The sequence below is a fragment of the Rickettsia endosymbiont of Polydrusus tereticollis genome (assembly GCF_964026385.1).
GTDB lineage: Bacteria > Pseudomonadota > Alphaproteobacteria > Rickettsiales > Rickettsiaceae > Rickettsia.
Map to the genome: position 1 here is coordinate 1597285 of NZ_OZ032142.1, position 15674 is coordinate 1612958.

The following is a 15674-nucleotide window of genomic DNA, read 5'->3' on the forward strand; positions in this document are numbered from 1 at the left end:
TTTTCCTAACCTCTAAATCCAAAGATACTAGATTTTTTTTTAAGCCAGTCTCTTTCAACTGTTAACTGGCCTATTTGCTCAAATAATGATTTAATTAAATCTTCTTGGCCGGTATCTTGTTGTTTAGATTTCGATTTAAATCCAGAAACCATAAAATCTAAAGCTTCTTTCTTCCATTTATAAATCTGATTAGCGTGAACACCATATTTGCTGGTAATTTGAGCTATAGTCATTTCTCCAGATATTGCTTCAATTGCTATTTTTGCTTTTTCTTCTGCACTATATTTTTTAACTTGTTTTTTCATTTTTTTTCATTTTTTGCTCCTTTTCCTAGGAGATATTATACCTACTTTTCTCTATTTTCTTGTCTAGTTTTTGGGTACCATTATACTTCATATTTTGCAACGCTCTGCATAACCGACTTGAACCATTCGTTCCATTCGGTACAGACATATTTTGTAATATTATTATCTTCCTTATACAAGAAAGTAAGTTTACTATCTTCTAAAATTGTAATTTTTATGTTACCGTTGGAATCCCAAAATATAAAACGACTATTAGACGGATAATGTGTATCACCGTCTGCGGATGTGAATCAGGCTATCCAACTCCGGAAGAAATTTTGTTGTTTTCAGATAATAACAACGATGCCGGTAATAAAGATAATAATAGTTTTAATACATGGAAAATAGCCGGTATTGTAGGTGGAGCAACTACATTGTTAGGTGTAGTAGGTGCTTCTATATATAAAATACAATCCAAAAAACACAAAGCGACTGATGCTGAATCACAATCTCGAGGAATATCGGGAGAAGCTGAAGGGTTGATATCCCCCCAGGATTTGCTAAATGCGTTACAAGCCAAAGCAGGACCAGGGGTTACAGTAGTAAAAACTCTTAAAGATGCGAAAGAGCTGATTGAAATGCCGGTACACCAAGAAGCAAGTCCAATCTATGCAAACCTATCGGAAAATTCAGATTTTGAAGATTCAGATTATGAAATTCCATGTATAGGAAATCAAGCTGATTATGCAATCAATGATTGATATGTCAACAGCTTTCTGACCAAATTCAACCAGTGATAATAATCATTGGCTGAATGGATTCTAATGCGACTATAAAATACAGCAAAAATCTTAATGCTTTTTGCTGTATTTCTATATATTCCAATATTACATACAAATTAAACCGAAAGGCGAATAAAAGGAGTAAACGGACTTTTGAATAGAGTGACGTAAAGCCCTGGAAAGCTGATAGTAATGTGGTGCCGGATATCGGATTCGAACTGATGACCTACCGCTTACAAGGCGGTTGCTCTACCACTGAGCTAATCCGGCATGAACATCTACAATTTTGTAGAAGGAGCTGACAAAGACTAAAAATCGTCGTTGTAGGGGGGAGTGTTGTGTGGTTCGAATTTTTGCAAAGCGTATGGTGTCATTCTAGTTCCTTGATCACGGCATCCAGTCTTTTTATTAAGGTTTTTTCTGGATACCGTGGTCAAGCCACGGTATGACACCGTACTTATAATAACCATAATAACGATAATTATGATCCATGCAACAACGCCTACCTGCGAAAGCAATTACGCCTTCTTAGCTTCTTTTTTGCTAGGTTTCGGCGTTTGAGCTTTTGCCTTAATTTCTATTTTTTTCTTAATTGAAGCGGGAAGAGCAATACCGGCTTCTTCGATAAATCTAGCGACACGTTCGGTAGGCTGTGCACCTGTACCTAACCAATATTCTATACGGTCTAACTTTAAAACTACACGACTCGCATCTTCTTTTGCAAGCATCGGGTTATAAGTACCGACTTTTTCTAAAAAATTACCGTCACGCGGTGCTGTTACGTTAGCCACCACTACTCTATAATAAGGACGTTTTTTTGCACCACCTCTAGCTAAACGGATTTTTACTGCCATATATACTCTAATAAATACTATTTATTTTATTTTTTCTTCTTTGAAAACAACATGTTTTCTAACTACTTTATCATATTTACGAAAAGAAAGCTTTTCAGTTTGAGTTTTCGGATTACGTTTTTTTACCCAAAAAACTCCGGTACCCGCCGTACTCACCAGCTTCACTAAAATATTTTTATTTTTTTTGGCCATTAGCTGAAACCTTACATGTAAAAATTAATTCTAAAAAGAAGCAGAATAAAACTAAATTAGCAAATAGTCAAGTTATGTTTTTATGTAAAATCAAGGCCAGCGTACTTCCGGCGGTAGGGACATTAATATCGCCTCAACATTTCCGTCGGTCATTAAGCCGAATTTAGTACCACGGTCATATAATAAATTAAATTCCACATATCTACCACGTCTTATAAGCTGGTATTCTTTCTGCTCTAGCGACCAAGGCAAAAACATTTTTTTCCTGACAATTTCAGGATATACCGACAATAAAGCCTTGCCGACATCTTGGGTAAAAGAAAAATCATTATCGAAATTGCCGCTATTTAAATAATCGTAAAATATCCCGCCGATGCCTCTTGCTTCTTTCCGATGCTTTAAATAAAAATATTCATCGCATTGTTTTTTAAATTTAGGGTAATAGTCACTGTTATATCTATTGCAAGCTTCCTTAAAAGCTTGATGAAATTTTGCCGTTTCAGATTTTTCAGGATAAAAAGGTGTTAAATCCCCGCCGCCGCCAAACCAATGATTAGACGTTTCTATATAACGAGTGTTAAAATGCATTGCCGGCACTAAAGGAGATTTAAGATGAGCAACAACAGAGATACCCGTAGCAAAAAACTCTCCGCTCTTTTCCGTTCCCGGGATTTGTTCTCGAAATTCTTTTGAGAATTCACCGAAAACAGTAGAAATATTAACCCCTACTTTTTCAAATACTTCACCCTTCATGACGGACATAACCCCTCCGCCGCCTCCTATTCTTTCCCAAGGCGATCGTACAAATTTAGCAGGCTCTATATTTTTATCCTTTGCATATTCTTGTTCAATTTTTTCAAATTCAGTGCATATTTGATTACGCAAATGTGTGAACCAGTCACTAGTTAATTTTCTATTTTGTGAGACCATAAACTACTCATAAATGAAGAGGTAAAAATTCTGTCATGCCGTGACTTCGACGAGGTTGTTACCTAATATTCTGTCTAACCACTTTTCTCATCAAATACATAATCATCAAAAATATACTCGCAATAAGCATAATATAAAAAGCAGGGGCATAAAATAACTCCGTTTTTTCGACAAGCCAGCGGGAAATAATCGGCGAAGTCCCACCGAATATTGCCACGCCGAAATTATAACTAAAAGCTACGCCGGAAAATTTTTGTTCAGGAGTAAATAGCGAGATAACGAATATATAAGCCGTACCCGCTATTGTTCCGGCTAGCATGCCGAGAATCGTCAGAGCGGCAATTTGTTGCCATAATTTTTCTGATGACATAAACAGCATGGTCGGCAAAATTAATACTAAAATAGCAATAGCGGCAAGAACTAGCATCCTAAATTTACCGATAATGTCGGCAGTGCCGCCGGCAAGCGGCATCGCCACCATTGCCACAAAAGAAGAGTAGGCTAAATACGTTAAGGCTAGCGTATTGTCGTAATGCATAACGTTATGGTAGAAAACATTTATATAGGTTTTCACTAAATACATAATGCTACTAGCGATAGCTGCAACACAAATAGTGATAAACATCGATCGCCAGGCGGTTTTAACCACATTTGAAAAAGGAGCTTTTAGAACTTTCTTTTTTTTCTCTAGCATAATAAAAATCGGTGTTTCCGCCACGCGTAAACGTAAATAAAAACCTGCAAGACCCATAAAGCCGCCAAGTAGGAAAGCAAACCGCCAAGCAAAGTCAATATAAGAAAAATATTGCTCAATAATAATGCCGATAAATGTGGCGATTAAAGTACCGGCGATATTAGAGCCGTGGACTAAACCGGCGGTAAATCCGGGGCGTAAATTTTGCCGATGTTCTAAGATAAAGATAGCTGCACCGGTGCCTTCGCCGCTAATGCATAAACCTTGGATAAGGCGCATAATAATTAAGGTTACGGGTGCGTAAACTCCTATACTCTCATAGGAGGGAATTAATCCCATAATAAAGGTGGGAACTGTCATACCGAGCATCGAGATTATCAGAGCAATACGCCTGCCGTATCTATCACCGATATAGCCAAAGACTATCCCGCCTATGGGTCTCGTTAAAAAACCGACGGCAAAAACTCCAAGACTTAAGAGAATTTTAACAAATTCCGATTCTTGAGGGAAAAACACATGTCCAATAACCAATGAAAAAACTGAATATACTGTAAAATCGTAATATTCCAGTACATTACCTGAAATAGCAGATAAGAAAATAAATTTAGATTTATTCATTGAAGGTTTAGCGACCTATTTAGTTATATTAAGCCATTATAGACGAATCTAACTATTTATAAAGTGTAAATTATAAAAGGTTAACCTAAAGGCGTCTTGAATCCTCGCAAATTTATTTCGAGATATCTTTTATAGATGCGTCAAGCTTGTGGTCTTGTTGCATGGCACCCAAAATCGTCATGGCGAGACGCCTCTTGGCGTCGTGACCATCTAGTTTTTGTCATGCTGAACTTACTTCAGCATTGTTGGATGGATCAAAAAAAGTGATATATGTCATTCCTGCTTTCGCAGGAATGACATCAAAAATTTGTTCCACGCAATAAGACCCAAACTTGTTCAGCATGACGATAAAATGTTCAACCCCTCCTGATTATCCTTTCAATATTTAGTTTTTTTATTATTATGAACATAAATAAAGTTACAAATATTCTTATGCAGCAATTTAGTATTTATCAAACGACGCAGGAGTTGTTACTGAAGGCAATAATTCTATTGGTAGAAAAATGCTATCACGGCAACCTTAAAAGTGTTGTTTTAGTAGCTGATAGCGAACAGCAGGAATTGTTAAACAAAACACTCTGGACATATTCGAGAAGGCAATTTATCCCGCACGGCAGCAAGCTTGACCCAATGCCGGAAAAGCAGCCGATATATATTACCGATGAGCTGCAAAATCCTAATGACGCTGGCGTTCTATTAATTATTTCACCAAAAGATATAGAGAAGATTTTACAGGATAAAGAATATATTAGCCGTTTTCAAAGAATAATTATAATTTATGACTTACCGATTGATTTGCAAAGCTTAGTTTTATCGATCAATAAACTAACCGTTGCGGAAAAACTAATTGATTGCTATAAACAAAATCCAAACGGCTCATGGGAGAAGGTGGATATTTAAATATGCTGATGTTATTTTTGTATTCCTTTATGTCATTCCCGCGAAGGCGGGAATCCAGAAAAATACTGTTAAGTTATCCTGAATTTATTTCAGGATCTTTTTCAAGAGATGCTGAACCAAGTTTACAACTGTCCGAAGTTCTAGAAAGGAAAAGAGTTCTTAAACCTTGATTGGTCATTTTGGTATAAAAATATAACATCAAAAATAGAAATTACCGCTTCCTTTCTCTACTTATTTTTTAACTTCGGACAGTTGTAAACCAAGTTCAGCATGACAAAAAAGCCTGGATTCCTGCTTTCGCAGGAATGACATCAAAAATTTGATCCATGCAACAACGCCAATGCCTTACTGCCTTATGGCAATGACGATGAACTATATACACAAGCAAGATAAAACATTAATATTTTATGAAAAAACTATCATTTCAACAAATTATCCTAACTTTGCAAAATTATTGGCAGGATTACGGTTGTGCGATTTTGCAGCCCTATGATGCACATGTTGGAGCGGGTACTTTCCATCCGGCAACAGTGCTACGCTCGCTCGGTCCTAAGCCGTGGTTTGTGGCATATGTGCAGCCTTCAAGGCGTCCCGGCGATAGCAGATACGCTTTGCACCCTAACAGGATGCAACATTATTATCAATTTCAAGTGATTTTAAAGCCTTCTCCCGATAACATTCAAGAGTTATATCTAAACAGCTTAGAGCAGCTCGGTATTGATTTAAGTAAACACGATATCAGATTTGTTGAAGATGATTGGGAATCTCCGACACTAGGAGCTTCAGGACTCGGCTGGGAAGTGTGGTGTAACGGTATGGAAGTCTCGCAATTTACCTATATGCAGCAAGTAGGCGGGATTGAATGCCGCCCCGTCGCCGGAGAAATTACTTATGGGTTAGAGCGGTTGGCTTTATATATTCAGGGCGTTGATGAGGTAAAAAATCTCGACTGGAACGGACAAATAGGCGAAAAAGCTTTAAAATACGGTGAAGTTGATTTTGAAGCAGAAAAGCAATTTTCTAAGTTTAATTTAGAGTTAGCCGATAGCGAGATGTTACTGCGGCATTTTCAAGATAGCGAAGAACAGTGCGTGGCATTAATTAAAGAGAATTTGCCGTTACCGGCTTATGATTATTGCATGCAAGCAAGCCATTTATTTAACTTGTTAAATGCTCGTGGCGTAATTAGCGTTACCGAGCGTGCTTCGTACATTTTAAGGGTGCGGAATTTGGCGAAATTATGTTGCAGTAAATGGCTAGAGATGGAAGGAAATTAATATAACACGTTGTCATGCCGTGGCTTGTACCTGTGTTGTTGCATATAAGCTTAACAAGTGATTATATTTGTAAATTTTTCTACAAATATCGAAAACGGTATAGCAAGATGCTGCCATTCCCCTTTACCTTTATCAATAGAAATATGATTTTCTATGTCTTTCATAGTAAGTACTGCAAGTTTTGGAATATCATTGCTTAAATCCCATAAATGAAAGCAATGCGATTCTGTGTCAACGGCACGTTCCCATTCATTCCGAGTGAGGTAAAAAAGTGTATCTATGCCGTTTTTGGTAGTTTTTACTTCAATTGATAGCTTTGCTTTATCGTTATTGTTAATAACGGACAGCACATCATATCCATCTTCATTCGATTCTATCGAAACCCATTTAGGTTGATAACCGGTACGTGCTTTTTCATAGTTAAGCGTAAGACGTTCGCCCTGCCTTCCAATAGATAATAGTGAATCATTTTGTAGACCTCGTGCCCTTGAAGCAAGTATATCCCAAAATTTTACTATATCTTCATTTATACTTCCTACTAAGCCTGCTTCCAGAAAAACTTGATATATTTCAGAATGTACATATAAAAGTAGCTTTTTTCTACCGAAAGCGGCATTTTGTAGCCAAAAAGGATGTTTGACGTTAATAAAATCTAATATTGATTGTTGAAGCTTTTGTTTTGTTCCTACTAGTGATAATAATTTTTTTCCTGAGTTAGAAGCAATAGCTATGCCCGTTTCATCAAGCAATATCCATCCCATCTCTTGAGCGTAGGTTAAGGAGTAATCAGTCGGTGTTACACCTATCTTTTCAAATGCACGTCTAATATCGTCAAATGATAATTTATGACGATTAATTATTTCTAACAATTCAAAACAAGAATGTGCAAGTCCAGGTGAAAGAGACATAATCAAAAATTTTTCTTTTTAAAATCTCGTAATAATGCTTCAATATCTTCCGGTAAGAGACCCATAACGTAACCTTCCGGATCATCGGTAGAAATAGGATCGATAGGTATAGGATCGATTTTTAAGCTTGAGTCTTCTAAGGCTTCTGCCATTTTTCCAACTTTAAAATTTAGTCTTTCTCGTACCGTTTCGTCAATAGTTCTTGCACATTCAACTATTTCAATAGTTGTTTGCTCATTTGGGCTAAGACCTAGCCTATGTATTCGGTCTTCAGATTGTAAATAATGTGCAGCATTAAATGTTCTATCCAGATATATAGCATAATGACAAATCTTGTGAAGACTCACTCCTTCACTTGCGGCAGCAGGGTTTGCTACCATAATTTTTATATTCGGATCATCATGAAATAACTTGATTTTTCCTTCACGTGTTTCGTCATCATCCTCCTCGCCCGCATCTACGCCACCGTGAATATATACTGCTCCTAAGTCGACTAACCTTTGTGCAATATATTCGACATTTTTTACAAAAGAAGACCAAATTAAAACTTTTTGATTATCACGTACTAATTCTCTAGCACGCTTTAAAACATATTTAAGTTTTGGTCCGTCGCCTTCTGCAAGCACTGCTTGTAACAAATCAGAATGTACAAAGCCAATTTCTCGTGACAAAAGAGCAGGATTAGAAACAAATTGATCTTGCAACAAAAAAACGGACAAATTAAAGAGAGACGTTTTTAATTTTTTTATAATGTAACTCGTACTCATTTGGAGTTTGATAATTTAATGTAGAGTGCCTCCGTTTTTGGTTATAAAAAGTAAAAATATAAGTAAATATATCAAGCTTTGCTTCTTCTAAGCTTTGGTATTTTTTAAAATAAACAAGCTCAGTTTTCAGAGTGTGGAAAAAGTTTTCCATAGCAGCATTATCATAGGACACACCAGTCTTTCCATGACTTAAAACAATTCCGTGTTTTTTGGTTGCATTATAAAAGTCAAAACTAGTAAATTGGCTTCCAAGATCAGAATGATGAATAAGCCCTTTTAAGGGTTTACGTTGTAATGCAGCAGAGTTAAGAGCTTTAATTATCAAATCAGTTCTCATAGTTTCTTCTAACGCCATACCTACTACTTTCCGTGAGAACAGGTCAAGTACTATAGCAAGATAAGCCCATTTATTATTTACAGAAATATAACTTATATCAGCTACCCAAATGCTATTTGGGCTTGAGGCAGAAAAATTTTGTTTAACCAAATCTTCTCCCCTATGATAAGGTTTATCAGACTGCCTTGTAGTCTTTTTAAACTTTCTGTACATTTTTGCTTGAATGCTATTTACTTGCATTAGCCTTGCTACTCGAGGGCGTGAGCAAACAAAGCCTTGTTCTTTTAACTCTGTATGAATCCTTGGACTTCCATAAGTTTTATAACTTTCTGTAAAAATAGTTTTAATCTTACTTATCAATTCCTCATTATATTCAGCTCTTTTACTTGGCATGTGATTAATAAAATCATAATAACCACTTCTACTAACCCCTAAAATCTTAGCCATCTGATCTACACAAAAACAAGAACTATGATTCTTCATAAATTCGTACCTTTGTTTGCGGGAGCTGAAAAGATGACCACTGCTTTTTTTAGGATATCTCGCTCTTGTTTTACAAGATGTAATTCCCTCTTTAAATCTCGTACCTCTTGATTCATTACATTGCCACTACCAACAAAGCTAGCCTCTCCTTTGCCTTTGTAATTCTTAAGCCAATATCCCAAACCAGAGCGTGAAACCCCTAAATCCTTAGCAATATCATTGATGCTTTTACTACCTTTATTTGCTAAATACAGTTTTACTGCATTAATTTTAAATTCTTTATCGTATATTTTTTGACTCATTGCAAATCCTCCTAAGATTTATTTTATCTCATCTTAATTCGATTTGTACGTTTTTTTATAGCATGATCAGTTTCCCGTTCGATAAACTCCAAGAAGTAGCTAACTGTCCAGACTGGCGGAGAGGAGGGGATTTGAACCCCTGACACGTTGCCGTGAACACGCTTTCCAGGCGAGCGCCTTAAACCACTCGGCCACCTCTCCAAAAGAAAAAATCGTTATTACGAGGAAGATTGTTGTGCGGATAGAATTTTTGCAAAGCGTACGGTGTCATTCCGTGGCTTCGACCACGGAATCCAGAAAAAACACTTAAAATAAGCAAAATTATATAAAAATTTACTATATAATTCGCTTAAATATTCTCTGGATTCCTGCTTTCGCAGGAATGACATCAAAAATTTGAGCCATGCAACAACGCCGGCTGTGTCATTCTAGTTCCTTGATCACGGCATCCAGAAAAACAAAGCCATATTAGACTTATTTTAGAGCCTTTTTATGACGTTATAAAACTGGATTCCCGCTTTTAGCTAGAATGACATATAGCACTTTTCTCGAGCCATGCAATAACGCCCGCAAGCAGGAATGACATCAGGAATATTTTATCGTTTTATGCAAAAATATATTATTTGCTTCTTCTAATTCTTCTTGAGTATTAACTCCTATAATCAAATTATAATCTTCTGATAATAAATAAGATATACTCCCGGCATAATCTGCACATATTCTAACTATTTCTGTAAGATAAAACTCTTTTCCGCCTACTTTAAATTCAAATTCCGGTAGATAGGTTTTTAATACCTCTGGAGCAAAAGCCATCACGCCGGAGTTACAATGCGTAATTTTTTTTTCTTCCTCAGTAGCATTTTTAAATTCAACTATTTCTAAAAAGTTATTTCTATCATCGGTAATTATCCGTCCACACTGTGCCGGATCGTCTCTTTCAAAGCTTAGGGTTGCAATGGCTGAATTAGTTACTTCCAGATGATTAATTAGCTCTTCAATAACCTTAGGCGTAATTAACGGATGATCACCGTATAATACTATTGTTATTTTATTATCATCAATCAAATTTAAAGCAGAATATACTGCGTGAGCCGTACCGAGTGGCTCTTTTTGCAGCACAAATCGGCATATATTCTTATAAGGTGCTAAATATTTTTTTAATTGCTCCGAGTAAACAAGAATAATATCATTAGTTACTTGAGCTGCATTCTTTAGTACCATTTCAAGCATTGGGGTATTTCCAACCTTATGCATTACTTTAGGCAAATCCGATTTCATTCGGCTGCCGTTGCCGGCAGCTAAAATAATTATTTGAACCCTATTAACTTCTTTACCCATTAGCCTCCTTGAAGAATTTCATAAATATTATCTGATAGTTCATAGTTACCGAAAACTCTTTGAACGTCATCGCTTTCTTCTAAAATCTTAATTAACTTTAATAGTTTTTCGGCTCTTTCGGTGTCGTCAATAATTACGGTATTTAACGGCACCCATCCGATATACGATTCTTCAGGTACCCCGTATTTATTAGTTAAATATTCAAGGATATGAGAAAAATTTTCAATATCGGTATAAATAGAGTGGAATTCTTCATCGGAATTTACGTCATTTGCACCGGCTTCGATTGCTATTTCCAATATTTCTTCAATAGAGGCAATATTTAGCGGATATTGTATAACGCCCAGATGATTAAATAAATAACTCACGCTACCTGTTTCCCCGAGATTGCCGCCATATTTAGTGAAGGCTGAACGCACTTCGGCAGCCGTGCGGTTTTTATTATCGGTTAAGGCTTCGACTATTATCGCAATACCGCCGGGAGCAAAACCCTCATAACGTATTTCGGTATAATTCTCGGCATTAGCTGAATCAGCTGCACTATTAATAGCTTTGTCTATTCTTTCCTTAGGTAAATTTTGACTGCGGGCTGAAGTCAAAGCACTTCTAAGACGTGGGTTGTTGTGCGGGTCGGCAGAACCTGCTTTAACGGCGGTGACTATCTCACGAATTAACTTGGTAAAAACCTTAGCTCTCTTTTTATCTTGAGCACCTTTACGATGTTGAATATTTTTAAACTTTGAGTGACCAGCCATTTCGCTATTCTTAAAATATAAGCAATATTAATTAACCTTGTTTCGCTTTAAATCTCTTGTTTTTTTTGTTTATTACAAAAACTTTTCCTCTTCTTTTAACGATTTGGCAATCTTTATCTCTTTTCTTCAAAGATTTTAATGAGCTTACAACTTTCATAACTAACCTATGCACATATATTATTATATTTACCAGAGATAATAAACATTTTTAACAAATCAGTCAATAATCAATTTACTTTTAAGAAAAGCTTTTAATGTTAATTTTTTTTGACAATGTATCAAACTAGTTTATTATGATTTAATGTTGGTACAAATTTTTATATCATTATTCTTATCTTTTCATTTGTTATCTGCAGTTTATGCTCTTGCTGATGTAGAAATTGCCGAATCTAACAAATGTTCAAAACTTTTTCCTTATTTTGAAAGGAAATTCAATATTCCTGCCAATACTTTACATTCAATAGCCCTAAAAGAATCAGGGAAGAAACATAAAGAACATAAAATTAGCGTAGTGTGGCCATGGACTGTCAATGTCGGGGGCAAAGGATATTATTTTAATACCAAAAAAGAAGCGGTAATATTTGTAAAAAAACAAATTATTAAAGGCAAAGAAAATATTGACGTGGGTTGTATGCAAATCAATCTTAAACACCATTTAGAGGCGTTTGATTCGCTTGATCAAGCATTTGATCCAGCTAAAAACGTTAAATACGGTGCTGAGTTCTTGCACTCAAAATATGAGCAGTTAGGAAGCTGGCATAAGGCTATTGCACATTATCATTCGGCTACCCATTCTTTGGGTAATAAATACAAGCAGGCTGTAGTAAAAATTGCTAGTAACATGGCGTTATATAAAGCTTCATTAAGTAATTATATCAATGATGGGGTAGTAGAAGACATAACCGCTATAAAAGAGAGCGAAAATTTTAGTAAACTTACTAACGATAGTAAGGCACAAAAAAAATCACTTTTTAGTGGTAATAAGAAATATCGGAGTAGTATTATGATACCCATGCCGGTAAAAATAAATTCTAATTCTTGAGGATATTATGACTATTAGAATAATAATATATTTTTTATTATTCTATACGGTTAGTGCTAACGCTAATCCTATTGAAGATGAGCAGCCTATAGTGCTTGAAGGCTTAAATGATCAAGCCGTAATAAAATTACCGTGGAATGAATGCACTGATATAACAGGTAATTCTTGTGAAAAAAAATTATCTTTTTCAAAAAAACAAATAAAAAAAGAAAAGAAAATTCATAAACAATACGAACAATATTATCTAAAATATAAAAATCCGGCTAATTTCTCCACCTATTTTTTTGCCGAAGAACCTGCTACTAAAACAGATTTAATAATCTTGAATTTTTTAAAGTTTTATGAAGAGAATTATAATTATAAAGTTACTTCGCCGAATATTCATTTTAAAAGGCAGGAAGAATTTTTAAATAAGATGAAGGGACTCGATAACAAAATGCATCACCGACATTCTAAAAAAAAATACGATAGTGATATTTCTCTACCGTTATTTAAAAGCGATTAACAATAAGGCTACTAATATATTTGATCGAAATAAATTAAAAATTAACCGTAATAACGCTAAAGACGCTATTGATAAAAGTCTATTCATTAGACATTCGGCGGAAGATATAATTGAGCGGCTAAAAATAATTGAGAAAGGTTTTTGTCATATTTTAGATATCGGTTGTCGCACGGGTTATTTAACTAATTTATTAAAAGCAAATTATCCGAATGCTAAAATTACCGCTACCGATATGTCGCCTTCGTTATTAGATTCTTTTACGCATGATTATAAATTATTAATCGATGAAGAAAAATTAGAATTTAGCGAATCTTCTTTTGATTTAATAACTTACTCTTTGGGGTTGCACTGGATAAATGATATACAAAAAATTTTATTTAATATTAAAAAATTCCTAAAACCCGACGGTATTTTTATCGGTAATTTTGTCGGCGGGGGTAGCTTAAAGAATTTACGTAACCGGCTAATTGAAGTTGAGATAAGTACCGCTTATAATCATTCTCCTCATATTTCGCCTTTCATACATTTTGATCATATGCCTTTGTTATTGGCGGGTGCAGGTTTTCTAGAGGTGATTATTGATTATGAAAATATCGGCTTAGAATTTGAAAGTCCGCTAGATTTAATGAGAGAAATAAAAAATATCGGTGAATCAAATGCCCTAACTCAACGCTCTCATTACGGTATTACCAAACAAATGCTTTTTTTACTTGCTAGTAAGGATATAAATATTTTTGCAGATCAAATTACTTTAGTTAGTTTTATTGCTTCGCCTATGAAGAATAGCATAAGGTTAAAGTTGGGGTGAAGTTGTTATGATATTACAACCTTGTTGAGGCGTTAGTTGCATGACTCGATCTTATCCTGTGTTGTACGAACGTTAAAGAAAAGGCTGTGTCATACCGTGGCTTGACCACGGTATCCAGAAAAAACCTTAATAAAGACTGGATGCCGTGATCAAGGAACTAGAATGGCACCGTACGCTTTGCAAAAATTCGAGCCATACAACAACGTTTTCGATTACTCGCCATGACGTTTTTTTTTTACAAACTTACAAAATCAAATTCAATTCTTGAAATATTTTGTGTATCTGCTACTTTTAAACTAATCTTATATTACGGTAATTACATGCAAGAATTTGATTTAGTAGTAATAGGCAGCGGTCCTGCCGGTTATACAGGTAGCATTAGAGCAGCACAATTGGGCATGAAAGTAGCGTGCATCGAAAAAAACAGTACGCTTGGTGGGACGTGTTTAAATGTCGGGTGTATCCCGTCGAAAGCTTTATTAAATTCCTCGGAAAAATATGAAGAAGCGTTAAAACATTTTGCCGATATCGGTATTATGGCTGAAGTAAAGCTAGATTTATCAAAAATGTTAGCTAAAAAAGATAAAATAGTAACCGACTTAACGAAAGGCATAGAAAGCTTATTTGTTAAAAATAAAATTACCAGAATTACTGGAAGTGCAACAATTATCTCGGCTAACACTATTGAAGTAAATAACGGTACAAGTAAAGAGCAAATTAACGCTAAAAATATTTTGATTGCTACCGGCTCAGATATAATTGAAATCCCGAATATTACCATAGATGAAGAATATATAGTTTCTTCTACAGGAGCTTTAAAACTGCAAAAAGTACCTGAGAGCTTAATAGTAGTCGGAGGGGGGTATATCGGTTTAGAGCTTGGTTCGGTATGGCGGCGTTTGGGTTCTAAAGTAACAGTGGTCGAATATGCACCTAGCATTGTGCCGGCATTGGACAAGGAAATAGCTACCCAATTTACTAAAATTTTACAAAAACAAGGAATAGAATTTAAGCTTAATACTAAAGTAGCATCTGCCGAGAAGAAAGCCGGTAAGGTGATGCTTTCAGTAGAGGAGAGCGGTACTGCTCAAATACTTACTGCCGATGTGGTATTAATTGCCGTCGGTAGAAAAGCTTGTACGCAGAATTTAGGGCTCGAGAAGCTGGGAATTACGGCAGATAAACAAGGGAGAATAGAGGTTAACGAACATTTTCAAACGTCAGTAGCAAATATTTTTGCCGTCGGGGATGTAATAAAAGGTCCGATGCTTGCCCATAAAGCTGAAGAAGAAGCAGTAGCCGTCGTTGAAATTATGGCAGGACAAGCAGGGCATGTAAATTATAATTTAATTCCAAGTGTGATATATACTTCACCTGAAGTTGCAAGTGTCGGTGAAACCGAAGAACAGTTAAAAGAAAATGGTATTGAGTATAAAGTCGGTAAATTTCCGTTTTTAGCTAATAGTAGAGCAAGAGCAATTGGCTCTACCGATGGGTTGGTGAAAATCCTTGCCGATAGCAAGACTGATAAAATACTCGGTGTGCATATTATCGGTCCTGATGCCGGCACCTTGATTGCCGAGCTTGTGGCTTTTATGGAATTTGGAGCAGCCGCTGAAGATATAGCAAGGACTTGCCATGCTCACCCTACTTTAAGTGAAGCGATAAAAGAAGCAGCGTTGGCAGTAGATAAAAGAACTATTAATATATAACTTCAATCATTAATGTCTATACTTAATGCTTTTTGCTATAGTGTGCAATTAATGGCGTTGTTGCGTGGCTCAAAAAAAGTGCTATATGTCATTCCTGCGAAAGCAGGAATCCAGAAAAAACACTTAAAATAAGTAAAATCATATAAAAATTTACTATATAATTCGCTTAAATATTCTCTGGATTCC

Annotated in this window: 19 protein-coding genes and 2 tRNA genes; 7 read left to right on the plus strand and 14 right to left on the minus strand. The window is 35.7% G+C overall.

The genetic code is table 11. The features are described 5' to 3' along the window. Window positions 1–5: 5 nt before the first annotated feature. Window positions 6–305, minus strand: a complete 300-nt coding sequence (locus AAGD48_RS07715) for a transposase (protein ID WP_045812944.1) — start codon at window positions 303–305, stop codon at window positions 6–8. A 320-nt stretch (window positions 306–625) separates the two neighbouring features. Here AAGD48_RS07715 and AAGD48_RS07720 point away from each other — a divergent pair, with 320 nt between their 5' ends. After that, entirely contained in the window at window positions 626–1045 is a 420-nt protein-coding gene (locus AAGD48_RS07720; RefSeq protein ID WP_341789627.1) for a hypothetical protein, read from the plus strand. A 216-nt stretch (window positions 1046–1261) separates the two neighbouring features. On the opposite strand, the gene AAGD48_RS07725 is transcribed toward AAGD48_RS07720, so the two are convergent. The 5 genes from AAGD48_RS07725 to AAGD48_RS07745 all read right to left on the minus strand — a co-directional run bounded on the left by AAGD48_RS07725 (window position 1262) and on the right by AAGD48_RS07745 (window position 4354). Continuing rightward, window positions 1262–1336, minus strand: a tRNA-Thr gene (locus tag AAGD48_RS07725). Between the two features lie 248 nt (window positions 1337–1584). Beyond that, window positions 1585–1920 carry a 30S ribosomal protein S16 gene (gene rpsP / locus AAGD48_RS07730; protein WP_341789628.1) on the minus strand — a complete coding sequence of 112 codons (336 nt, stop codon included), beginning with the start codon at window positions 1918–1920 and terminating at the stop codon, window positions 1585–1587. Window positions 1921–1941: 21 nt separating this feature from the next. Further along, the gene (rpmG, locus tag AAGD48_RS07735; RefSeq protein WP_341789629.1) at window positions 1942–2112 is read right to left on the minus strand and encodes a 50S ribosomal protein L33; all 171 of its coding nucleotides are present in this window, start codon (window positions 2110–2112) and stop codon (window positions 1942–1944) included. Window positions 2113–2202: 90 nt separating this feature from the next. Beyond that, the gene (gene hemF, locus AAGD48_RS07740; RefSeq protein ID WP_341789630.1) at window positions 2203–3042 is read right to left on the minus strand and encodes an oxygen-dependent coproporphyrinogen oxidase; all 840 of its coding nucleotides are present in this window, start codon (window positions 3040–3042) and stop codon (window positions 2203–2205) included. Between the two features lie 58 nt (window positions 3043–3100). Then, window positions 3101–4354 carry an MFS transporter gene (locus tag AAGD48_RS07745; protein WP_341789631.1) on the minus strand — a complete coding sequence of 418 codons (1254 nt, stop codon included), beginning with the start codon at window positions 4352–4354 and terminating at the stop codon, window positions 3101–3103. 432 nt (window positions 4355–4786) lie between these two features. On the opposite strand from AAGD48_RS07745, the gene AAGD48_RS07750 reads away from it, so the two are divergent. Beyond that, on the plus strand, window positions 4787–5254 hold the full coding sequence (locus AAGD48_RS07750; protein ID WP_341789632.1) for a DNA polymerase III subunit chi: 468 nt from the start codon (window positions 4787–4789) through the stop codon (window positions 5252–5254). 407 nt (window positions 5255–5661) lie between these two features. Then, window positions 5662–6531, plus strand: coding sequence for a glycine--tRNA ligase subunit alpha (locus AAGD48_RS07755; RefSeq protein WP_341789633.1), 870 nt, complete (start codon window positions 5662–5664; stop codon window positions 6529–6531). Window positions 6532–6581: 50 nt separating this feature from the next. On the opposite strand, the gene AAGD48_RS07760 is transcribed toward AAGD48_RS07755, so the two are convergent. The 8 genes from AAGD48_RS07760 to ykgO all read right to left on the minus strand — a co-directional run bounded on the left by AAGD48_RS07760 (window position 6582) and on the right by ykgO (window position 11578). Continuing rightward, complete coding sequence (locus tag AAGD48_RS07760; RefSeq protein WP_341789634.1) at window positions 6582–7439, minus strand: DUF3883 domain-containing protein; 858 nt, start codon at window positions 7437–7439, stop codon at window positions 6582–6584. A gap of 2 nt (window positions 7440–7441) precedes the next feature. Next, complete coding sequence (locus AAGD48_RS07765; RefSeq protein ID WP_341789635.1) at window positions 7442–8143, minus strand: C-terminal helicase domain-containing protein; 702 nt, start codon at window positions 8141–8143, stop codon at window positions 7442–7444. A 16-nt stretch (window positions 8144–8159) separates the two neighbouring features. Next, window positions 8160–9110, minus strand: a complete 951-nt coding sequence (locus tag AAGD48_RS07770) for an IS3 family transposase (protein WP_341790769.1) — start codon at window positions 9108–9110, stop codon at window positions 8160–8162. Then, the gene (locus tag AAGD48_RS07775; protein ID WP_341789367.1) at window positions 9023–9328 is read right to left on the minus strand and encodes a transposase; all 306 of its coding nucleotides are present in this window, start codon (window positions 9326–9328) and stop codon (window positions 9023–9025) included. Before AAGD48_RS07775 ends, AAGD48_RS07770 begins: the two co-directional genes overlap by 88 nt. A gap of 113 nt (window positions 9329–9441) precedes the next feature. Further along, window positions 9442–9529 (minus strand) — tRNA-Ser (locus AAGD48_RS07780). Between the two features lie 384 nt (window positions 9530–9913). Next, window positions 9914–10666 (minus strand): sugar phosphate nucleotidyltransferase, encoded by a 753-nt coding sequence (locus AAGD48_RS07785; RefSeq protein WP_341789636.1) that lies wholly within the window; start codon window positions 10664–10666, stop codon window positions 9914–9916. Then, entirely contained in the window at window positions 10666–11421 is a 756-nt protein-coding gene (locus tag AAGD48_RS07790; protein WP_341789637.1) for a YebC/PmpR family DNA-binding transcriptional regulator, read from the minus strand. Before AAGD48_RS07790 ends, AAGD48_RS07785 begins: the two co-directional genes overlap by 1 nt. Window positions 11422–11452: 31 nt before the next feature. Then, entirely contained in the window at window positions 11453–11578 is a 126-nt protein-coding gene (gene ykgO / locus AAGD48_RS07795; RefSeq protein WP_253308650.1) for a type B 50S ribosomal protein L36, read from the minus strand. 144 nt (window positions 11579–11722) lie between these two features. Between ykgO and AAGD48_RS07800 the strand changes: the two genes are divergently transcribed. The 4 genes from AAGD48_RS07800 (at window position 11723) to lpdA (ending at window position 15488) form a co-directional block, all read left to right on the plus strand. Next, on the plus strand, window positions 11723–12463 hold the full coding sequence (locus tag AAGD48_RS07800) for a lytic transglycosylase domain-containing protein (protein ID WP_341789638.1): 741 nt from the start codon (window positions 11723–11725) through the stop codon (window positions 12461–12463). A 7-nt stretch (window positions 12464–12470) separates the two neighbouring features. Then, a complete protein-coding gene (locus AAGD48_RS07805; protein ID WP_341789639.1) occupies window positions 12471–12968 on the plus strand; it encodes a DUF2532 domain-containing protein in 498 nt (165 codons plus the stop codon). 109 nt (window positions 12969–13077) lie between these two features. Next, a complete protein-coding gene (locus AAGD48_RS07810) occupies window positions 13078–13776 on the plus strand; it encodes a methyltransferase domain-containing protein (RefSeq protein WP_341790770.1) in 699 nt (232 codons plus the stop codon). A 320-nt stretch (window positions 13777–14096) separates the two neighbouring features. Beyond that, the gene (gene lpdA, locus AAGD48_RS07815; RefSeq protein WP_341789640.1) at window positions 14097–15488 is read left to right on the plus strand and encodes a dihydrolipoyl dehydrogenase; all 1392 of its coding nucleotides are present in this window, start codon (window positions 14097–14099) and stop codon (window positions 15486–15488) included. The last annotated feature ends 186 nt before the right edge of the window (window positions 15489–15674 follow it).